Here is a 20,701-nt window from a genome sequence, read left to right as displayed (position 1 = left end):
GGCCGCGGCCCCAACCAGCGGAAGAGAAAACCGTGCGCATCTCCGATCGCCGCTTCGCCCTGTACCTCATGACTCCGGCGGCCCTGTTCCTGGCAGTGTTCGTGGCCTTTCCCCTGTTCCGCCTCGTGGCGGACAGCTTCTTCAAGATCTCGCCGATTGCCGGCGGACCCCGCGACTTCGTCGGCCTGGACAACTACTTCCGGGCCTTCGCCTCCGAGGCCTTCACGGGCGCCGGATGGCGCACGCTGGCCTACACCCTGGTCGTGGTCACCCTGGAATTTGCACTGGGACTCGGTATGGCCCTGCTGTTCACCACCCTCGGACGCCGGTCCCAGATCCTGCGGACCGTGTTCCTCTACCCTCTGATGATCGCTCCGATCGTCGCAGGCCTGTTGTGGAAATTCCTCATGATCGACAACTTCGGCCTGATCGGAACCCTCCTGCACCAGGCGGGCATCCTGCAAAACCCGAACCAGATCGGCTGGCTTTCCGACCCCGGAATCGTCCTCTACTCGGTGGCCGTGCCGGACATCTGGCTCACCACATCGTTCATGTGCCTCGTGCTCTTCGCCGGACTCCAGAACATCCCCGGCGACCTGATAGAGGCCGCCCGGCTGGACGGCGCCAAGGCCCCCACGCTGCTGTTCCGGATCATCCTGCCGCTGCTGCGACCGGTCATCGCCGTGGCACTCGTGGTGCGCGGAATCGATGCCGCCAGGGCCTTCGACACCATCCTGATCCAGACCAACGGCGGCCCCCAGTCCGCCTCCGAAACCATGAGCCTGCTGATCTACCGGACAATGATCCGCTTCGGCGATCCGGGACTGGCCAGCGCCATGGGCACGATTTACCTGCTGGCCATGCTGGGTGTCGCCTTCTTCGCAGTGGCAACCATCTGGCGGCCAGGAAAGGACAACTGATGAGCATCGGCGAAACGCGCACCACCGGAGGAACAACCGGCGGGAAGTCCGCCGGTGAGGTGGCCAACCGCCCCCGGCACGCCGGCGTCGTGCCTTCCGGTCCGGACAACACCGCTGACCTGACAACTCCGACGCTGGCAGCTCCGACGACGGCGGCCGGCAACAACCGCCGCCCGCGCCGGCACCACGCCGAAGGCCTCGAAGCCGGAAAGCGCAGCACCCGGACCCTCCTGTGGATCCTGCTGGCAGCCGCCATGGTGCTCTACGGCTTCCCCTTCCTGTACCTGCTGTTCACCTCCTTCAAGACCCCGATCGACACCATCGCGGTGCCGCCCACCATCCTTCCCCGGGAATGGACGCTGGAGAACTACGCCAACGCCCTCGGCCGGAGCGGCGTGCTGGCCTCGTTCATCAACAGCGCACAGACCGCCGTCATTAGCACGGTCCTGTCCCTGGTCCTCGCCGTCCCGGCGGCTTACGGCATCACGCGGTACAAGACGCCCAGCGGCAGGGTGTTCATCATGGCGGCACTCGTGACAAGGATGGTTCCACCGGTTGCGATCGGCATCCCGCTGGCTTCCATGATGACTTCTGCAGGCCTGGCGGACACGCCCATCGCCCTGGCGATCGCGCACACCACCATTTCGCTGCCGCTGTCCATCTGGCTCATGGCCAGCTTCTTCGAAGCCGTGCCGCAGGACCTGGAAGAGGCAGCGACCGTGGACGGCTGCAGCCGGCTGGGGGCCCTGTGGCGGGTCGTCATCCCGGTGGTGTCAGGAGGCATGGCGGTCACCGCGATCTTCGCCTTCCTCGCCTCCTGGAACGAGTTCCTGTTCGCCCTGCTCATGACGGCCATCCGTTCCCAGACCACCCCCGTGGTCATCGCAAACTTCCAGACCCAGTTCGGGCTGGACTGGGGATCCATGACCGCCCTGGCCGCCGTGTACTCAATCCCGGTCATTCTTCTCACGCTCCTCTTGCAGCGCAAGATCGTCGCAGGCATGACGCTCGGCGCCGTCAAGGGCTGAGAAACCACAACACAAAGGGAAGATCCTATGTCCAGCAACAACTGCTACGACGTGACCACGTGGCCCGTTGGCAATCCGTCCGAGGACGTCGGTGAAGTAATCAACAGCATCATCGCCGACATCAAGGACCGGCAGACAGTCACCGATGCGAACAATGGAGGAAAGCCGGGCGCAGTAATCTACATTCCTCCCGGGGACTACCACCTTCGTACGCAGGTGGTGATCGACGTCAGCTTCCTCAGGATCCATGGCTCGGGACACGGCTTTACGTCGTCCAGCATCCGGTTCAACGTTCCTGAAGACGAATGGCCCGACCTGCATGAGCGGTGGCCCGGAGGGAGCCGCATACTCGTCGACATCCCCCTCGATGGAGACGAAGGCGGAGACGGGGAGGAATCCAAGGGAGCCGCCTTCTACGTTGAGCGAAGCGGGAGCCCGCGGATCAGCTCGGTCGAGTTCGCCAACTTCTGCATCGACGGGTTGCACTTCACCTCGGATGGCTCCGGGATGCATCCGGAGAACACCTACGTCAACGGCAAGACCGGTATCTATGTCGCGGGTGCCAATGACTCATTCCGCGTAACCGGCATGGGGTTCGTGTACCTGGAGAACGCTCTCACTATCTACAACGCGGACGCGCTTTCAGTTCACGACAACTTCATCGCTGAATGCGGAAGCTGCATCGAGCTGCGCGGGTGGGGGCAGGCATCGAAAGTCACCGACAACCTGGTCGGAGCAGGCTTCAAGGGTCACTCGATCTACGCCCAGAACCATGGCGGGCTCCTGATAACCGCGAACAACGTCTTCCCACGTGGTGCGAGCAGCGTCCATCTCGACGGCGTCACGCGTTCAAGCGTCACCAACAACCGTTTGCATTCGTTCTACCCCGGGATGCTGATTCTCGCAGCGAACAGTTCGGAGAACCTCGTGGCCACGAATCACTTCCTGCGTGACCATGAGCCCTGGACGCCCTTCCTGGGAGTCGACAACGGACTGGACGACCTCTACGGGCTTCTCTGTGTCAGCGGCAGCAACAACTCTGTCGTCGGCAACCACTTCTCCGAGGTCATAGACTCACAGAGCATCCGGCCGGCAGGTGCGACGCCTGTCATCATCCGGCTGCTGGCGGGGGCTGGCAACTTCGTCTCCAACAACCACGTGGTGGCGATGGACGTTCAGTCCAAGTCAAGTGACTCCTGCTTCTCGGCTCAGGTGGACGCTCTGTTGACGACCGGGGCTTCGGACCGCCTCGCCGTTACGGCCGTCATGGTCGATTCCGAATCAGCCCGGAACACGATCCTTGATTCCGGAAGTGACGCCCAAGTTATCGCAGACAGGGCTGTTAACGCCTTTAGGGCCACACCCACGGTCGGTTTCCAGGCCGCACATGCACTTGTGGCGCAGCGACGCGCTTAGGCGCAGCGACCCGCTCAGGCCCGCCGCGATCCCTGGGCGCCCGCCGCGCCGCTGGCCGGAGCACTGGCTCTGGGACGAATAAGCCGAACGTAGAATCAGCATCAACATAAGGACGTGGGAGACGCACATGAACAAGTCAGTGGGAATCAAGGACGTAGCAGCTGCGGCAGGCGTGTCCGTCACCACCGTCTCCCACGTCCTCAACGATGTTGCCTACGCCAGGGTGGGGGCTGAAACCCGGGAGCGGGTCCAGGAAGCGGCACACCGGCTCGGCTACGGCCCGAATCGCCTGGCGCAGGCTCTGCGGACGCAGCGCTCGGGCATGATCGGGTTCATCAGCGAGGAGATTGCCACCACGCCGCACGCGGGCAGGATCATCCTGGGTGCCGAGGAAACAGCCAAGGCCCGCGGGTACAACATCATGATCATCAACTCCACCAGCACCGGGTCGGAGGCTTCCCGCGAAAGCGATGTGGCCGCGTTGCTGGACCGCCAGGTGGACGGGGTCCTCTACGCCACGATGTACCACCGCCGCTTCACGGTACCCAGGAACCTGGCCGGTCTTCCTGCCGTACTGGTGGACTCCGAGGACGTCGGTCAGAGCATCGTATCGGTGATACCGGACGAAGAGGGCGGCGCCCGCGCGGCGGTCCAGACCCTGATCGACGCCGGCCACACCAGGATCGGAATGATCAACAACACCGACGACGTGCCCGCCACGCACTCGCGGCTACGGGCCTTCAGGGAGATCCTGGCGGATGCCGGCCTGAAGTTCCACCCCGAACTGGTCCAGTCCGAACACTCCGAGGTACCCGGCGGCTACCAGGCGGCCCTGCGCCTGCTGCAGCCGGAGGACCGGCCAACGGCCGTGTTCTGCTACAACGACCGCATGGCCATGGGCCTGTACCGGGCCGCCGGCGAACTGGGCCTCAGGATTCCGGACGAACTCTCGGTGGTCGGCTTCGACAATCAGGAACTCATCGCCGAGAACCTCTACCCTGCCCTCACCACCGTGGCCTTGCCCCACTACGAGATGGGCGCCTGGGCCACGGAAAACCTGATCGATGCCATTGAAGGCAAGACCGACCTGGGCCTGTTCGCAGCCCACGCCACGGTCCTGGATTGCCCACTGGTTGTGCGGGATTCCGTCGCCTCCCCAAAACGTTAAGACCTTCCTCCAAGACCTAAGGAACACTTCGATGCACCTATACCCAGCTACCGCATGCCCGGAACTGCCATGACCGAGACCACGAGGCTGCCCTCCCCCGGAGCCACCGACCAAGGCCCGGACTACCGGCCGGTCCTGCACTACACGGCAGCCGACACCTGGCTGAACGATCCCAACGGCCTCGTCTACGACGACGGCACCTACCACCTCTTCTACCAGAACAACCCCTGTGCCAATGTGTGGGGCAACATGTCCTGGGGCCACGCCACGTCCACCGACCTGCTGGCCTGGACCGAGCACCCGGTAGCGATCGCCTGCGACGACAGCGAGGACGTGTTCTCGGGCAGCATCGTGGTGGACCACCTCAACACCTCCGGTTTCGGATCCACAGAATGCCCGCCGTGGGTGGCCGTTTACACGAGCGCCTTCAAGGAACCATCCGTTCACCGCGGAACCCAGGCCCAGTCCCTGGCCTACAGCCTGGACCGCGGCATGACCTGGACCAAGTACGCCGGCAACCCCGTTTTGACCCGGCATTCGGCCGACTTCCGGGACCCGAAGGTCTTTTGGTATTCGGGACCCACCGGCTCCTACTGGGTGATGGCCGCTGTCGAGGCGCGCCAGAATGTGGTCGTTTTCTATGGCTCGGGCAATCTTCGGGAGTGGACGCTGCTCAGCGAGTTCGGGCCCGCCCATGCCCGCGGGGGTGAATGGGAATGCCCGGACCTCTTCTCGTTGCCGGTGGACAACGACCCGTCCAGGGCAAAGTGGGTTCTGACGGTCAACATCAACCCCGGCGCAGTCGCCGGAGGATCGGGCGGCCAGTACTTCATTGGAGACTTCGACGGCGTCCGCTTCCGTCCGGATGCCGTGGACCCTGAGCCCGGGGATGACGAAGGGACGGGGAGCCAGGGCCACGCCAATCCGCTTCGCCGCTATCAGTGGATGGATTGGGGCCGGGACTACTATGCCGCGGTTTCATTTAGCAATGTCCCGGACAACCGTCGGGTCATGATCGGCTGGATGAACAACTGGGACTACGCCAACCAGATCCCCACTGCACCGTGGCGCTCGGCCATGACCCTGGCCAGGGACGTCAGCCTGGTGACCATCGAGGGCAAACCCACCCTCGTGCAGCGGCCTGTCCTCCCCCCGCTGCCGCCGCAGGAGCCGCTTTTCCAGCTGGACAATGTGGATCTTACGGATGACCGCCTGGAGTTGCCGGACGCTCCGCCCGGTTGCGCCCAGATCATCCAGGCACAGTTCCGCCCCGGATCGGCGCAGCGGATCGGCTTTGTCCTCCGGGGGTCCGCCCCCGCGGAAGGAGAGGAGCGGTCCGGGCGTGGCCGCACGCGCGGTGCGGTGCTCGCCTACGACATACCAAGCGGGGAGCTCGTCCTGGACCGCATGCACTCCGGCGACACGGGGTTCCATCCGCTCTTTGCCTCGGTGGAGTCCTGCCCGGTGCGGCTGAGGGACGGGGTGCTCACGCTGGAGATCATCGTGGACCGGTCATCGGTCGAGGTGTTCGCGCAGCACGGCGAAGCCATCATTACCGACCTGATCTTTCCGGATCCCCGGGACAGCGCCCTGGCGGTCTTCGCGGAGAACGGCACAGCGACGCTCCTGACGTTGGCGGTCAGGACCATCGGCTGAGGCGAAGGGGCACTGATATGGGACATGAACGCAGGCCGCCGCCTACTGTCCGCTGCCGCCGTCTTACTGCCCGCTGCGGGGCCGCCAGACCACCACGGCCTGCGAGCGCGGCCGGGGGCGCTGTCCACGGGCCAGGCTGACGACGTCGCCGGCCGCTCCGGCGGCAAAGATCCGGGAGTCGAGCGAATCACGGCGCCGGCCCAGTTCCTCGGTCAGTTCGCTGACCCGGCGCTGCAGTGCTGCCACCTGGTTTTCCAGGTCGAGGATGCGCTTGATGCCTTCGAGCGAGACGCCTTCGTGCGAGAGGCGCTGCACCTCGCGGAGCATGGTCACATCACGCTGGGAGTACCTGCGGGACTTGCCCGGCGCCCGGCTGGGCTTGACGATGCCCAGCCGGTCGTACTGCCGCAGCGTCTGCGGATGCATGTCTGCCAGCTCTGCCGCCACCGAGATGACGAAGATCGGCTGGTCGAAGTTGATGTCCACGGCTGACGCCCGATTCTAAAGCCGGGCCTTGGCTGCCAGGCCCTCGCGGACATCCGCGCCGGCGGTGGCGGCGGCAAACGCCTTCACGGCCTCCTCGGCTTCCTTGCTCAGGTTCTTCGGAACGGCGACGTCGATCGTCACCAGCAGGTCGCCCTCGCCCTTCGACGTTTTGACGCCGCGGCCTTTCACCCGGAGGGTGCGCCCGGAAGGCGTTCCAGCGGGGACGCGGACGCGGACTTGCTCGCCGTCGATGGTGGGGACCTCGATGTCGGCACCCAGGGCAGCTTCGGGGAAGCTTACGGGCACGTGAATGCGGAGGTTGTCGCCGTCGCGGGTGTAAAAACTGTGCGGCTTGACGTTGACCGTCACCATGAGGTCGCCGTTGCCCGCCGGACCGTACTGGCCCTTGCCGCGGACACGGACCTTCTGGCCGTCCTTGATGCCGGCGGGAACACGGACGTCAATGACTTCGCCGTCCGGCTCGCGCAGGCCGATGGTGGTGCCGCGGATGGATCCGGCAAAGGAGATGCTGGTGGTCGCCGTGCGGTCGGCGCCCTTTTGCGGCGCACGCTGGTAACCGGCAGGCCCGCCGGCCCCGCCGAAGCCGCCGCCGAACAGGTCGGCAAATTCAGGCGGAATGCCGCCGGCCGTGCTGAAGCCACCGGAATGGCGTCCGCCCCCGCCGGTGAACAGCCCGCCGAAGAGGTCCTCGAAGCCGCCGTTGGCGGTGCTCCCGGCACCGTGCGGCGCGAAGCGCGCTCCCCCGCCCATGGCCCGGATGGCGTCATACTGCTGACGCTCCTCAGGGTCCGAGAGCACGGAGTACGCCTCGGAGATGTCCTTGAACTTCTTCTCCGAGGCAGCGTCACCTGAATTCGTGTCCGGGTGGTACTGCCGTGCGAGCTTCCGGTAGGCCTTCTTGATGTCAGCGTCGGAAGCGTCCTTGGCAATACCAAGGATCTTGTAGAAGTCCTTGTCCACCCAGTCCTGGCTAGCCAATGGCGTTTCCTTTCAACTCTGTGTGCCGAGATGACAGTTCGCGCCAATGTTCTTTCGAATCACTGCCGCGAACTGCCATCTCGTTAGGGGTAATGCTAGGCCGGTACGGCGACAATCACCTGTGCTGCGCGGAGGACGCGCTCACCTGACTTGTAGCCGGAGCGGAGCACCTGGCTGACGGTGTCAACCTCGATGTCCTCGCCGGGCTGCTGGATGAGGGCCTCGTGGATCGTGGGATCGAACTCCACACCGGTCTCATCGATGCGCACCAGGCCGTACGTCTTCAACGCGTTCTCCAGCTTGGCGGCGATCGCGGCGAACGGGCCGTCCGTGAGGTCACCGTGCTGGCGGGCGGCGTCCACGTCATCCAGCACCGGAAGCAGGGAGTTCAGGACGCCGATGACAGCCATCTCCCCTGCCACAGCGCGGTCGCGTTCAACGCGCTTGCGGTAGTTGACGTACTCCGCCTGCAGGCGCAGCAGGTCGTTCTTCAGCTCCGCCGCAGCGGCCGCCTCGGTTCCCTGTGCCACAGATTCCTCGGCCGGCACCTCCACCTGGTTGAGGATCTCCTCAGCCTGGGCGAGGGCGTCGCCGTCGGAATCCGCCGAGGCGTCAACTGCCGGTTCGGCACGCTTCTCACCTTCGGGGTGGCGGGCCTCCCCGGTCACCGGATCCACCTTGCGGTGATCCCGGATGACCGGCTCGTCGCGCTTGCTTCCCTGGTCGCGGGAAGAGCTGTGCTCCTCTTCGTTACCGTGATGGGGCATGGTTACTTCTTCTCTTCTTCGTCAACGATCTCGGCGTCGACGATGTCTTCATCGCTGGAAGCACCCGCCTTCTCACCTGCAGGACCGCCCTCAGCACCGGCAGCACCCGTTTCACCGTTCGGCGACCCGGCCTGGGCGTAGATGGCTTCGCCGAGCTTGGTCTGGGAAGCCTGCAGCTTCTCAAACGCGGTCTTCACGGCGGCGTCGTCGGTACCTTCGAGCGCCTTCTTGAGTGCGTCGACGTCGGCCTGGACCTCGGTCTTGACCTCTTCGGGCAGCTTGTCCTTGTTGTCCGCGATCAGCTTGTCCACGGAGTAGGCGAGCTGCTCCGCGGTGTTGCGGGTGTCGGTCGCCTCGCGGCGGGCCTTGTCCTCGGCTGCATGCTCCTCGGCGTCGCGGACCATGCGCTCGATGTCTTCCTTGGAGAGCGCGGTGCCGCCGGTGATGGTCATGGACTGTTCCTTGCCGGTGCCCTTGTCCTTCGCGGAGACGTGCACAATGCCGTTGGCATCGATGTCGAAGGTGACCTCGATCTGCGGGACGCCGCGGGGGGCCGGAGCGATGCCGGTCAGTTCGAACGTGCCCAGCGGCTTGTTGTCGCGGGTGAATTCGCGTTCGCCCTGGAAGACCTGGATGGCCACCGAGGGCTGGTTGTCATCAGCCGTGGTGAAGGTTTCGGACCGCTTGGTGGGGATGGCCGTGTTGCGCTCAATCAGGTGCGTCATGACACCGCCCTTGGTCTCGATGCCCAGGGACAGCGGGGTGACGTCGATCAGGAGGACGTCCTTGCGCTCACCCTTCAGCACGCCTGCCTGCAGGGCTGCACCAACAGCCACGACCTCGTCCGGGTTGACGCCCTTGTTGGGCTCCTTGCCGCCGGCGAGTTCCTTGACCAGTTCGTAAACGGCGGGCATGCGGGTGGAACCGCCCACGAGCACGATGTGGTCGATGTCGGACAGCTTGATGCCGGCTTCCTTGATGACGTCGTGGAACGGCTTCTTGGTCCGGTCCAGCAGGTCCTTGGTGAGGTCCTGGAACTTGGCACGGGTCAGCTGCTCGTCCAGGTGGACCGGGCCGTCGGGGGTGACAGAGAGGTACTGGAGGGAGACGTTGGTGCTGGAGGAGGAGGAGAGTTCCTTCTTGGCCTGCTCAGCCGCCTCACGCAGGCGCTGCAGGGCGATCTTGTCCTTGGAGAGATCGATGCCCTTGACCTTGAGCTGGTTCAGCAGGTACTCCACGACGCGGTTGTCCCAGTCGTCGCCGCCGAGGCGGTTGTCGCCGGCGGTGGCGCGCACCTGGATGGTGGAGAAGTCGTCTTCGTCCTTGCCGACTTCCAGCAGGGAGACGTCGAACGTGCCGCCGCCGAGGTCGAAGACCAGGATGAGTTCGTCTTCCTTGCCCTTGTCCAGGCCGTAGGCCAGGGCGGCCGCGGTGGGCTCGTTGACGATTCGCAGGACGTTCAGGCCTGCGATTTCGCCTGCTTCCTTGGTGGCCTGGCGCTCGGCGTCGTTGAAGTAGGCCGGAACGGTGATCACGGCGTCGGTGACCTTTTCACCGAGGTAGGACTCGGCGTCGTTCTTCAGCTTCATCAGCACGCGTGCGGAGATTTCCTGCGCCGTGTACTTCTTGTCGTCGATCGCGACGCTCCAGTCGGTGCCCATGTGGCGCTTGACGGAGGCGATGGTGCGCTCGATGTTGTTGACGGCCTGGCGCTTGGCGATCTCGCCGACCAGGACCTCGCCGGACTTGGAGAACGCAACGACGGACGGCGTGGTGCGGCCGCCCTCGGCGTTGGCAATAACGGTGGGCTCGCCACCTTCGAGAACGGAGACGACGGAGTTGGTGGTTCCGAGGTCGATACCTACTGCACGTGACATGTGTTGCTTCCTTCTTTCCTTGGAAACTGGATGGCCGGGATTCCACTTCACTGATCGGCTTTTGACGGCCGATCAGGCTTGTCGGGATCCGGGCTCGCCCACTCCTTGAGCGATCTACACTCAACTTTACTCAACCCGACTTTTAAGTCAATCCAAAGTTGAGTCAGATGCGCTCAACTTTGCATGCTGACGTGCACTCGCCCATAGGAATGGCCCCCGGCTTTCCGCGGAAGTTGGCGGAAAGCCGGAGGCCATGGCGGCAGCTGGGCTGTGTTTCGCCCTGCGTGAACCTGAGGCTGGGCTGCGCGGGCGTGGCGCCTAGCCGCCGGAGGAGCTGCCGCCGTCGTTGTTCTTAGGATCATTGACCTGGCCCTCGATGAGCTCATCCTTCAGGTCATCGGCCGGACCCCGCTCCGGCGTGGTTCCGGCGGTGCCATAGTCGCCTTCGGGGTATCCACCCTCTTTCTCGTCGGCAGGTACGTCGGCCACCGTGCCGGCGTCGCCGTAGTCGCCTTCAACGTACTGCCCGCTGTCGCCTTCGAGTGCCGGGTTCCTCGAGCTGGCGTGGGCCTTTCCCGTGGTGCTCGGCTCGCTGTTTTCGGTCATCGCTTGATCACTCCTTCGGAGGATTGGGCCGCGCCCGGCCGGACGCACTGGCAGTCTACTCAGCCGGGGCAGGCTGCGACAGGGTGCCGCGGCCAGCCAATCCGGCGACGCCGGCCAGAATGTCAACGTGATGCTGGAAGAGTTCGTCGCGGGCGGAAAACGTGTCGGCGCCGTACTGCCCAAAGACTTCGAAACTGACGGCGCCGAAGATCGACGTCCACACCAGCGCACCGCGCGCCAGCAAAGCGTCCGGCACCGCCAGGTCCAGTTCACCGCGGATGGCTTCAAGGTCCGCAGCCAACGCGGGAACCACCTCGGCGGCACCCGGCGCTCCCAAGGCGCCGGCCCGGTAGGCGGAATCCAGGATCCCTATAAGGCAGGTGATTACCCGCGTGCCGGGACCGGTGGTCCGCTCTGCCGGCGCCTGATATCCGGGCACCGGGCTCCCGAACAGTAGGGCATAGCGGGACGGCTCACCGAGCGCCCATTTCCTGACGGCGTGGGCCAGTGCGGCGAACCGGCCCCTGAAGTCGTCAGCGGGGAGGGGTCCGACGGCGGCGTCCACCGCATCCCCCAGGTCACCGTAAGCGTCTATCAGCAGAAGCGTCAGGAGCTCATCGCGGCTCTCCACGTAGCGGTACACGGCCGAGGACACCACGCCGAGGTCGCGGGCAACGGCCCGAAGTGAGAGCGCCGCCGCTCCGTGGAGGGCCAAATGCTCCCGTCCCAGATGGACAATCTGTTCGATGGTCCGGACGCGGGCCCGCTCGCGGGGCGTCCGGGGCTTTTGGGGCTGGGGCTTTTGTGGCTTCTGCGGGACGTCCATTCTCCAAGGATGGCCTAGAGCAGAGCAGCGAACGCAATTGTGAGCACCGCTCTTGACAGGAAGGTGGCCAGCGCGCATCCTGACTGAGAGAGCACTGCTCTCATTACTCTTACCGAAAGCGGGCGCACCATGCAGGAGAAACTCTTCGTCGTCACCGGAGCCGGCCCGGTGGGCTGGACGGTCGCCGAGCAACTCGCCGCCCAGGGCCACAGCGTCCGCGTCCTGACGAGGTCCGGCAGCGGCCCCGAGCACGCCCTCGTGGAAAGGCGCTCCGTGGATGTTTTAGACCATGCGCCGGTGGCGGAGTCGTTCCGCGGCGCCAGTGCTGTCTACCATTGCATCCACGGCTCGGCCTACAGCGCCAAGGCATGGGAGAGGGAACTTCCGCGGGCAGAACAGGCCGTGCTGGCGGCGGCAGGCGAGGCGGGCGCCGTCGTCGTCTTTCCCGAGAGTCTCTACTCGTACAGCGAGCCGGACCGCGTGATGACGGAGGAGAGTCCCCGCTCGGCCCGGGGCGGCAAGCGCGGTGTGCGGACGTCACTCCTGGGCGCACGGGACGCGAGCGCCACAAACACGGTAAGCGTGGTTGCGGGGGACTTTTTCGGCCCCCGGGTCCGGATGGCGCACGCGGGCGAACGCATGGTTCCGGAGATTCTGGCGCGGCGGACTCTGCGAGTGATGGGCGGCGCGGACCAGCCGCATTCGTTCACGTTCGTTCCAGACCTGGCGGCGGCGATGATCGCGGCCGCTCAGACCCCTGCGCTGTGGAACCGTGTGCTGCACGCCCCCACCAATCCCGCCCTCACGCAGCGGCAACTCGCTGCCTCATTCGCAGAGGCCGCAGGCGTGCCGCAGCCGCGGATAGGCGTCCTGCCGGGCTGGCTGCTGCGCATGGCCGGCCTGCTCTCGGCTGACGTCCGCGAGCTCGCCGAGATGCTCTACCAGTTCGAGAGGCCGTTCGTGATGGACTCCAGAGCCAGCGAGGCGGCACTGGACCTGCGTCCCACGCCGCTGGACGGAGCGGCCCGGCTGACCGTGGAGTGGTGGAAGTCGGAGTCGGACCGGGGCGTGTCATCACCCGCGTTGCATTGACTGTCGATGGTTGACTGAGAGGCATGCTTGAGTCTGTAAGTCTTTGGGGGATGCATGCCGCAGACCTGGTCTCGCTCGCTCCGTCCGCACTAGCCATCTACGCCGGCTACAGCGCCTGGCGCGCCCAGCCGAGGTGGCTCATGGAGCGCAGGCGCCACCACGCGATGAAGCACGTGGGAATCCCCAAAAGGGCGACAAAGCATCGAGTCCGTCAGATAATCGCAGGCGGTCCGAGGACAGCTGCAGATGAACTGAATTGGCTCGCCACCGCATACCCTGCCAACGGATCAGTCCCTGCCTTCGGTCGGGGCAAACCCATGCCCCTGACCTTTGCCCTCCCGGCCAAGGCCCTGAACCGGCTGTCCGAAGCCTACGCCTCCTATGCGGCCGACATCCGCCGGGGCTCCTTCCTTGGGACAACATCGGTACCCGTCGTTGAACATGACGCCGCGATGGCTCTCCAAACGTCGGCGCTCCTCTCGGAAGCAGCTTCGGGAGGAGGCTCCGACGCTGCACTCGAAAGCAGGCACGTCCGGCTGGAACTGCATCACCCCGCGCGCACGCTTGATATTTGGCAGTTGCCCGACGTCAATCGTGGCACTCTCGCCTACGACCTTTACGTCAGTTATCGACGGCACCGCCTGAGGCCCGAGTTCCCGACTTCCGGTGGTGCATCGGCACCGGCGCCCCGGGAAGCTGCTGGTATGGAGACCGAGCTCTTGCGCACCACTCCGGCCGAAGATCGAGCCCTGAGGCACAAGTTCGACTCCCAGCATTCTTTTGACGGAGTTCTGCCACGGCTGATCGGCTGGCGGACTGAGCGCGATGACGGCAACGGACGGCTACGGCTCCACTTGGCGATGGCGGAAACGACCTATGCCGCGGTACTCATTGACCACTACCCTGAGGTCAGCGGCTTGCACCGGACCGAGCAGTGCGCCCAGCGGAACGTCAACGGAGAGCAGGCGCGGCTCCTGACTCTTTCCACAGTTCTTGTCAGCTCCGATCGAATGATGCTCTTTGCGGGCAGGTCCCGCAATGCCGGCTCACATCAGGAACAATTCGGCCCTGCAGTGAACGGAAATCTGGAGCTGCGGGCTCGCAACGGAATAGTGCCGGACAGCGGCCAGTCTGGGGTCCCGGATCCCATACTCGCTTTGGCCCGGGAAGCAGGCGAGGAGCTGGGCCTCGTCCTGGATCCTCGGCAGGTCCAGGTCCTCGGAATAGGAAAGTTCAGCGTTGCCAAGGAGAACGGCACGCACGTGCTCCTGTCGGTGGCCCACCCTGACCTGAGCGCGGAGGATATTGTGGCCGGCGTCCGCAATGCCGATCCGATGGAGGGCCGGTGGGAACTGGGCGGCGAAATCCTGGCAGCGCCCCTGCCGCAGGATGCACACGGGGTGGAGCAGTTGCTGTCGTGGCTGCTGCACAATCCTGAGCTAACTCCGCATGCAACCCTGTCCGGAATCGCCGTAGTGGCCCGATACTTCCCCGTAGGGCACGATCAGTTGATGCGCCTGGCGGGCGCACCCTGGGAGCGGACCTATGCTCCTCGTCGGATACAGATCAACTTCTGACGCCGGCCTCTTGGGCCTCGTGGTCACTCCCGGGACGCTGCGGAAGGAACTCAACCTCAGCTCCCCCGCCACCACCGCGCTGATCGACCGGCTGTGCGGGTCGGGGCATCTGGTCCGCGAGCGCCATGTTCCTTCCGCTCGCCCGGCGCATGGGCGCGGCAATGGCCGGGTTCAGCGCCGACGAGCTCGAGACCGTGACCCGGTTCATGAACTCGATGATCGACGCCACCGACCGCGCCGGTCAGGAAGCCTCCGGGAAAGCCCCATAAAGGGGACGGGGTATTCGTGCGTATTCCGCTTCCATTCGGCGAAGGAGGAGTAGCGTTTTCCTATGAGTGCGCAGCAGCCAGACGACGTATACACCCACGGCCACCACGAGTCGGTGGTCCGGGCCCATGCGTCGCGGACGGCGGAGAACTCCGCGGCGTTCGTGATTCCCCACCTCACGCCCGGGGTCACTGTGCTGGATGTGGGATGCGGGCCGGGAAGCATCACGTGTGACTTTGCCGTGCTGGTGGCACCCGGAAGCGTGACCGGCCTGGACCGTTCCCCCGACGTGATCACCCATGCCAAGGAGCTCGCCAGTGACCGGGGCGTGGAAAACGTCGAGTTTGTGGCCGGCAACATCTACGATCTCGACTTTGAGGACGATACCTTCGACGTCGTCCACGCGCACCAGGTACTCCAGCATCTGACCGACCCGGTGGAGGCCCTGCGGGAGATGCGGAGGGTCGCCAAGCCCGGCGGCATCGTGGCCGTCCGCGACGCCGATTTCCATGGCATGAGCTGGTATCCCGCCATTCCTGAACTCGATGAGTGGATGGACCTCTACCAGCGGATCGCCCGCCGGAACGGGGCCGAACCCGACGCCGGACGCCGCCTGGTGTCCTGGGCCCAGGCCGCCGGCTTCACCGACGTGGCACCCACAAGCAGCAACTGGCTCTACGCCACGGGCCAGCAACGGCGCTGGCAGGCACGCGTATGGGGCGAGCGGGTGCTGCACTCTGCCTTCGCTGAGCAGGCCCTCGAGTACGGCTTCGCGCAGGAGGCGGACCTGACGCGCATCTCTGCCGGCTGGCATCGCTGGGGTTCCACGGAGGACGGCTGGTTCCTGATCCCGAACGGCGAGGTCGTCGCCCGCGCCTGAGATCTGCGGAGGGGTCTGCTGCGGGGCACGCCCCCTCCGTTCGCCAAAAATGGCCGCCTGCAGGTCTGCGGGGCGGCCCTTTTTGGCAAATGAGCGCACCGGGCCTGCTGTGTGCGCGCAGCACCCGTCCCCGCACTAAGCTTGATTGGTGCAGTTCTCCCTATGGCTGGCCCTCGCGGGTGCCGGCGTCCTCATCAGCTTCACTCCCGGCGCGGGCGCCATCAACACCATGAGCAACTCGCTGACTTCGGGGTTCCGGCGGTCCATCTGGGGAATCCTCGGGCAGCAGGCGGCCCTGATGGCCCATGTGGTCATTGTGGCACTCGGCGTCGGCGTCCTGGTGTCGGGTTCGCCCGTCGCGTTCAACGTCATCCGCTACGCCGGCGCCGCCTACCTCGTCTATCTGGGCATCCGGCAGTTCCTGCACAAGCCGGACCTGGACCAGGAGAAGGCGGCCGCACTCCGGAACGAGCCGGCATGGTCCATGTTCCGGCGGGGCCTCTGGGTGAACCTGCTCAACCCCAAGGCCATCGTGTTCTTCCTGGCGTTCATGCCGCAGTTCATCCGGCCCGAACACCCGCTGTTGCCGCAGTATCTGGTTCTCACCGCCACCGTGGTGGTGATCGACATCCTGGTCATGTGGTTCTTCTTCGCCGCGGCGGCGAAGTCGTTCCAGCGCTTCACCCACAATGCCCGCGGACAGACCATCCTGAACAGGGTCTTCGGCATCCTGTTCGTAGCGGTGGGCATCCTGCTGGCCCTGATCCACTAAAAGACCGCTTCCACTGAAAGACCGGCGAAATGTTAAGAACAATAAGACCGCTTACTAGCCAAGCAGTGTTAGCGTCCGACATGCTTAGCAACATGTCCTCAATGTCGAGCCCCTACCGGATCATCGCGGTTTGCACCGGCAACATCTGCCGGTCCCCGATGGCGGAGCTGATGTTGGCGGAAGCCTTCGCAGCGGCGGGGCTCGCCGACGCCGTCGTCGTGGATTCCGCCGGAACCACCTCCTACGAGGCGGGACGGCCCATAGACGCCCGCGCTGCCCGGAAGCTGACCGCACACAACCTCGCCTCGGACCGGCACGTCGCACGGGAATGGCAGCCTGAGTGGTACACGGAACGCCACCTGATCCTGGCCCTGGACGTGGACCACTATGGCTGGCTCCGGGCGTCCGCCCCCGACAATGAAACCAGGGCGAGGGTCCGGATGCTCCGCAGTTTCGATCCCGCGCTCGCATCTCAGGACCCGCTCGACCAGGGCATCGAGGATCCCTGGTACGGGGACCACAGCGACTTCGCGACTGTGTGGAACCAGATCCAGGCAGCCGTACCCGGCATCGTCGAGTTTGTCCGGTCGGCGATCGCGGAAGAACTCCCAGATGAAGAGGCCCGGCTAAAGCTTCAGAACAGCCAGCAGGTACGCTCTATTTCATGACCCCCGCACCTGTGATCATCGCCATCGACGGGCGGTCGGGCGCAGGCAAAACCACGCTGGCCATTGAACTCGCGGCCCGGCTGCGGACCCACCACAAGGTGGCGCTCTTCCATCTCGAGGACATCTACCCCGGCTGGAACGGGCTCGCTGCCGGCATCGAGCGCTACGTCAGCACCGTGCTGTCGCCGCTTCGGCGGGGCGAACCGGCCACGTGGGTGAGCTGGGACTGGGAAAAGCATTACGACGGCGATGCCCGGGTCACGCTGCCCGCGGAGATTGTCATCGTCGAAGGTGTGGGGGCCGCCGCGGCCGCCGCCCGGCCCCTGCTGGACGCCGTTATCTGGGCCGACGCGCCGGAGGACGAACGCCGCGCCCGCGCGCTGGAGCGTGACGGCCAGACTTACGAACCCTACTGGAACCAGTGGGCCGCCCAGGAAGCCGAGCTCCTCGCCTGGGACGATGTGGGCAGCCACGCGGATGTCCGGGTCCGCAACCGCGCCGATGGCACCGCCCCGGCGGACGTGCTGCAGGCGCTCACCTACCTCCCGGGCCTTGCCACTGTACTGGTTCCCGAGCTCTCCGCGCGCCGGGGCCTGCGGTTGCTGACCGAGCGGATCGAGGCCCGCCCGGACCCCGCCGCCCTGTTCGAGCAGCTGTTCGGGACCTCCGCGAATGCCGTCTGGCTGGATTCCTCGCTGGTCCCGCCCCGGCCGCAGGGCAGGCACAGCGGACAAGACCGGGATGCTGCGGCCGCCGCGGAACGCAGCCGCTTCAGCATTCTGGCGGACGACGGCGGCACCTTCGGCCAGTCGGTGCGGCACCATTCCGGGACCAACCGGATCACCGCGGGATGCGCCACTGCCGAAGTGCCCGGGCCTTTCTTCCGCTGGCTGGAGACGGCATGGGGACAAAAGGCGGTCCGTGGTCCCGAGGGCTATGCGTGCGATTTCACGCTGGGCTGGCTGGGCTACATGGGGTATGAGCTCAAGCGTGAAACCGGCGGCTCTGACGTCCCCTCCGACACTCCGGACGCTGCCCTGATCTTCGCCGGGCGGGCGGTGGTCCTGGACCACGCCGAGGGTACGGCCTGGCTTCTGGCCATCGACGCCCCCGACGCCCAGGACTGGCTTGCCGACGCCCGGCACGCCGTGGCAGGGCCGGCCGAAGCCGGAGGTACCCCGGCCCCCCAAACCGGCGGCAGCGTCGCCGTCGCGCCGTTCCCGTCTCCGGTGTTCACGAGCCGCGATACCGAGCTCAGCTACAAGCGCAAGATCGCCGACGCCCAGAAAGAGATCGCCGAGGGAAACTCGTACGAGGTCTGCCTCACCACGTCCCTCACCGCGGAGGTGCCCGCGGACGGGCTGGACCTCTGGCCCACGTACCTGGCGCTGCGGAACAGGAATCCGGCGCCCTTCGCGAGCTATTTGCGGTTCGGCGGCCTCACGGTTGCCAGCACGTCCCCTGAGCGGTTCCTGCGGATCACGCCCGACGGCGGCATGCGCGCCGAACCGATCAAAGGCACCCGCCCCCGTGGCGCCGACCCGGAAGCGGATGCGGGGCTGCGGCACGATCTGGCCACCTCCCTGAAGGACCGGGCCGAGAACATCATGATTGTCGATCTGCTCCGGAACGACCTCAGCCACTTTGCGGAGCCTGGCTCGGTCACGGTCAGCCGGCTGTGCGAGATCGAAAGCTACGCCACCGTCCACCAGCTCGTGAGCACCATCGACGCCCAGCTCCTGCCCGGTTCGCCGCGGGCCGAAGCCGTGGCGGCGTGTTTCCCTGCCGGCTCGATGACCGGGGCGCCGAAGATCAGCACCATGGCCATCCTGGACCGGCTCGAGGAAGCGCCCCGGGGGGTCTATTCGGGTGCGATCGGCTACTTCTCGCTGAACGGCGCCACGGATCTGGCGGTCGCCATCCGTACGCTCGTTGTCCAGTCGGCGGACGAGGACCGCACTGCCGGAGACCGCGCAGGGGGCGGGCCGACGTCGACGCTGAGTCTGGGCGTCGGCGGCGCCATCACGGCCGATTCAGCGCCCCAGGAGGAATACGAGGAGATCCGCACCAAGGCGTTCGGCGTGCTGTCCACCCTGGGCTCGGAATTCCCGGCGCGAACTGGCAGATAACGCCCGCAAATTCGCCGTTTGAGGGCATTAGCTGCTTGTTCACGCTGGCCGGGCTACCGGCGCGCTGGCTGGGGCTACTGGACCGTGGCGGTGAGGCGCGCCACGTTGTCCACGTATCTCGCCGCGAGGGGCCGCCGCATCCAGTCCTCCAGCCTGAGCTCGTGGGAGATGTCCCGGTAGGTGTCCTCCACCTCGCGCATGCTGTTCACAGTCTGGGTGCCGAGCAACATCACCGACACCTCCATGTTCAGGGAGAAGGAGCGCATGTCCATGTTGCTGGAGCCGAGGACAGCCACCTCGTCGTCGATGGTGAAGTGCTTGGCATGCAGGACGAACGGCGCCTTGTACAGGTAGATCCGCACGCCGGCCTCCAGCAGCGCCTGGTAGTAGGACTGCTGGGCGTGGTGGACCAGGAACTGGTCGCCCTTTTCGGAGACGAAGAGCTCGACGTCGACGCCCCGCTGCGCCGCCGTGGTGATCGCGTAGAGCAGTGAATCGTCCGGCACGAAGTACGGGCTGCAGATGGAAATCCGGTGCTGGGCGGAGTAGATGAGCGTATTGAACAGCCGGAGGTTGTTCTCGGTGCTGAAGCCGGGGCCGCTGGGAACCACCTGCGCCGTGACATTGCCGGGAGCGGTTTCATCGGGCAGTTCGAGCTGCTCCTCGAGCTGGGCCTCGAGCGACTCGTCGGTTTCGCTGAGCCAGTCGGTGGCGAAAACCACGTTGAGCGTGGGGACGATGGGGCCGCGCAGCCGCGCCATCAGCTCCACCCACTCACGCCCCACCTTCCGGTGCCGGGGGTTGTTGTAGGACGGCTCGATCAGGTTCTGGGACCCGGTGAACGCCACCTCGCCGTCGATCACCATGATCTTGCGGTGGTTCCGGAGGTCCGGCCGGCGCCACTGGCCATGGATGGGCAGCAGCGGGAGCATCCGCCGCCACTGGATCCGGCTGGCTTTGAGACGTTTGAGGAGCCTGGCGTAGCCCTTGACCCGGAGGGTTCCGATGTGGTCGAACAGCACGCGGACCTCGACGCCGCGGTCGGCGGCCTCCTCCAGCGCCGTGAACAGCTCGTCCGTCACGTGGTCCGTGCTCATGATGTAGAACTCGGCGTTGATGAACCGTTTGGCGTTCCGGACGGCCTCGGTCATCGCCCGGATGGAGTCCGGGTAGCCCGGGATGAGCTCGACCGAATTGCCGTCCACCATCGGGATGGAGCCCAGGCGGCGGTTGAGTTCGGCCGCGGACTTGACCCATTCGGGGCCAAGATATTCGCTTCCGACGTCGGACAGCACGGACGTGCGGGCACGCACCCTTTCGCTGACCTGCTGCTGCTGCTCCACGCGCCGCCTGGAGAGCCGGAAGTTGCCGAACAGCAGGAAAAGGATCAGGCCGAGGGCGGGTACGAAGAAGATGCCCAGCAGCCAGGCCATGGCGGTAGTGGGCCGGCGGTTGCCGGGGATGATGCCCAGGGCGAGCACCCTGATGATGAAGTCCACCGCGCTGAGCACGAAAACCAGCCAGGCCGGCAGGGTTCCGGCGAGCGGAAATGGCCACAACACTGGTG

18 protein-coding genes and 1 pseudogene are annotated in these 20,701 nt (G+C 65.7%); 12 read left to right on the top strand and 7 right to left on the bottom strand.

Annotated elements, in window-relative coordinates; genetic code table 11:
* Positions 1-32 precede the first annotated feature (32 nt).
* From AC6CH3_RS11075 to AC6CH3_RS11055, 5 genes are all read left to right on the top strand, one after another.
* Positions 33-920: a carbohydrate ABC transporter permease gene (locus AC6CH3_RS11075; protein ID WP_498132483.1), complete on the top strand. Its 888-nt coding sequence runs from the start codon at positions 33-35 to the stop codon at positions 918-920.
* The gene (locus AC6CH3_RS11070) at positions 920-1,948 is read left to right on the top strand and encodes a carbohydrate ABC transporter permease (protein WP_498132482.1); all 1,029 of its coding nucleotides are present in this window, start codon (positions 920-922) and stop codon (positions 1,946-1,948) included. Before AC6CH3_RS11075 ends, AC6CH3_RS11070 begins: the two co-directional genes overlap by 1 nt.
* A gap of 27 nt (positions 1,949-1,975) precedes the next feature.
* Entirely contained in the window at positions 1,976-3,364 is a 1,389-nt protein-coding gene (locus AC6CH3_RS11065; protein ID WP_498132481.1) for a right-handed parallel beta-helix repeat-containing protein, read from the top strand.
* 127 nt (positions 3,365-3,491) lie between these two features.
* On the top strand, positions 3,492-4,532 hold the full coding sequence (locus tag AC6CH3_RS11060; protein WP_498132480.1) for a LacI family DNA-binding transcriptional regulator: 1,041 nt from the start codon (positions 3,492-3,494) through the stop codon (positions 4,530-4,532).
* A gap of 69 nt (positions 4,533-4,601) precedes the next feature.
* On the top strand, positions 4,602-6,188 hold the full coding sequence (locus AC6CH3_RS11055) for a glycoside hydrolase family 32 protein (protein ID WP_498132479.1): 1,587 nt from the start codon (positions 4,602-4,604) through the stop codon (positions 6,186-6,188).
* A gap of 63 nt (positions 6,189-6,251) precedes the next feature.
* On the opposite strand, the gene AC6CH3_RS11050 is transcribed toward AC6CH3_RS11055, so the two are convergent.
* From AC6CH3_RS11050 to AC6CH3_RS11025, 6 genes are all read right to left on the bottom strand, one after another.
* A complete protein-coding gene (locus tag AC6CH3_RS11050; protein ID WP_400580142.1) occupies positions 6,252-6,674 on the bottom strand; it encodes a heat shock protein transcriptional repressor HspR in 423 nt (140 codons plus the stop codon).
* 15 nt (positions 6,675-6,689) lie between these two features.
* Positions 6,690-7,673, bottom strand: a complete 984-nt coding sequence (locus AC6CH3_RS11045) for a DnaJ C-terminal domain-containing protein (RefSeq protein WP_498132478.1) — start codon at positions 7,671-7,673, stop codon at positions 6,690-6,692.
* A gap of 95 nt (positions 7,674-7,768) precedes the next feature.
* On the bottom strand, positions 7,769-8,440 hold the full coding sequence (locus tag AC6CH3_RS11040; protein ID WP_498132477.1) for a nucleotide exchange factor GrpE: 672 nt from the start codon (positions 8,438-8,440) through the stop codon (positions 7,769-7,771).
* 2 nt (positions 8,441-8,442) lie between these two features.
* A complete protein-coding gene (gene dnaK, locus AC6CH3_RS11035; protein ID WP_498132476.1) occupies positions 8,443-10,317 on the bottom strand; it encodes a molecular chaperone DnaK in 1,875 nt (624 codons plus the stop codon).
* Between the two features lie 318 nt (positions 10,318-10,635).
* On the bottom strand, positions 10,636-10,923 hold the full coding sequence (locus AC6CH3_RS11030) for a hypothetical protein (protein WP_498132475.1): 288 nt from the start codon (positions 10,921-10,923) through the stop codon (positions 10,636-10,638).
* Between the two features lie 55 nt (positions 10,924-10,978).
* Positions 10,979-11,749, bottom strand: a complete 771-nt coding sequence (locus AC6CH3_RS11025; RefSeq protein ID WP_498132474.1) for a TetR/AcrR family transcriptional regulator — start codon at positions 11,747-11,749, stop codon at positions 10,979-10,981.
* A 129-nt stretch (positions 11,750-11,878) separates the two neighbouring features.
* Between AC6CH3_RS11025 and AC6CH3_RS11020 the strand changes: the two genes are divergently transcribed.
* The 7 genes and pseudogenes from AC6CH3_RS11020 (at position 11,879) to AC6CH3_RS10990 (ending at position 19,134) form a co-directional block, all read left to right on the top strand.
* Positions 11,879-12,841: an NAD-dependent epimerase/dehydratase family protein gene (locus AC6CH3_RS11020; RefSeq protein ID WP_498132473.1), complete on the top strand. Its 963-nt coding sequence runs from the start codon at positions 11,879-11,881 to the stop codon at positions 12,839-12,841.
* Between the two features lie 23 nt (positions 12,842-12,864).
* Complete coding sequence (locus tag AC6CH3_RS11015) at positions 12,865-14,418, top strand: NUDIX hydrolase (RefSeq protein ID WP_498132472.1); 1,554 nt, start codon at positions 12,865-12,867, stop codon at positions 14,416-14,418.
* A gap of 13 nt (positions 14,419-14,431) precedes the next feature.
* Positions 14,432-14,687: pseudogene (locus AC6CH3_RS11010) on the top strand (winged helix DNA-binding protein); the annotation flags it as partial.
* Between the two features lie 62 nt (positions 14,688-14,749).
* Entirely contained in the window at positions 14,750-15,565 is an 816-nt protein-coding gene (locus tag AC6CH3_RS11005; RefSeq protein WP_498132471.1) for a class I SAM-dependent methyltransferase, read from the top strand.
* 148 nt (positions 15,566-15,713) lie between these two features.
* Positions 15,714-16,337, top strand: a complete 624-nt coding sequence (locus tag AC6CH3_RS11000) for a LysE family transporter (protein ID WP_498132470.1) — start codon at positions 15,714-15,716, stop codon at positions 16,335-16,337.
* Between the two features lie 92 nt (positions 16,338-16,429).
* Positions 16,430-17,005 carry a low molecular weight protein-tyrosine-phosphatase gene (locus AC6CH3_RS10995; protein ID WP_498132469.1) on the top strand — a complete coding sequence of 192 codons (576 nt, stop codon included), beginning with the start codon at positions 16,430-16,432 and terminating at the stop codon, positions 17,003-17,005.
* Entirely contained in the window at positions 17,002-19,134 is a 2,133-nt protein-coding gene (locus tag AC6CH3_RS10990) for a chorismate-binding protein (RefSeq protein WP_498132468.1), read from the top strand. The genes AC6CH3_RS10995 and AC6CH3_RS10990 overlap by 4 nt, the downstream gene beginning before the upstream one ends.
* 74 nt (positions 19,135-19,208) lie before the next feature.
* Here the strand turns inward: AC6CH3_RS10990 and cls are convergent, their stop codons facing one another.
* Positions 19,209-20,696 (bottom strand): cardiolipin synthase, encoded by a 1,488-nt coding sequence (cls, locus tag AC6CH3_RS10985; RefSeq protein WP_498132467.1) that lies wholly within the window; start codon positions 20,694-20,696, stop codon positions 19,209-19,211.
* Positions 20,697-20,701 lie beyond the last annotated feature (5 nt).

The organism is Arthrobacter sp. GQ119 (assembly GCF_059759125.1).
This window is presented reverse-complemented; position numbering and strand designations above follow the sequence as displayed.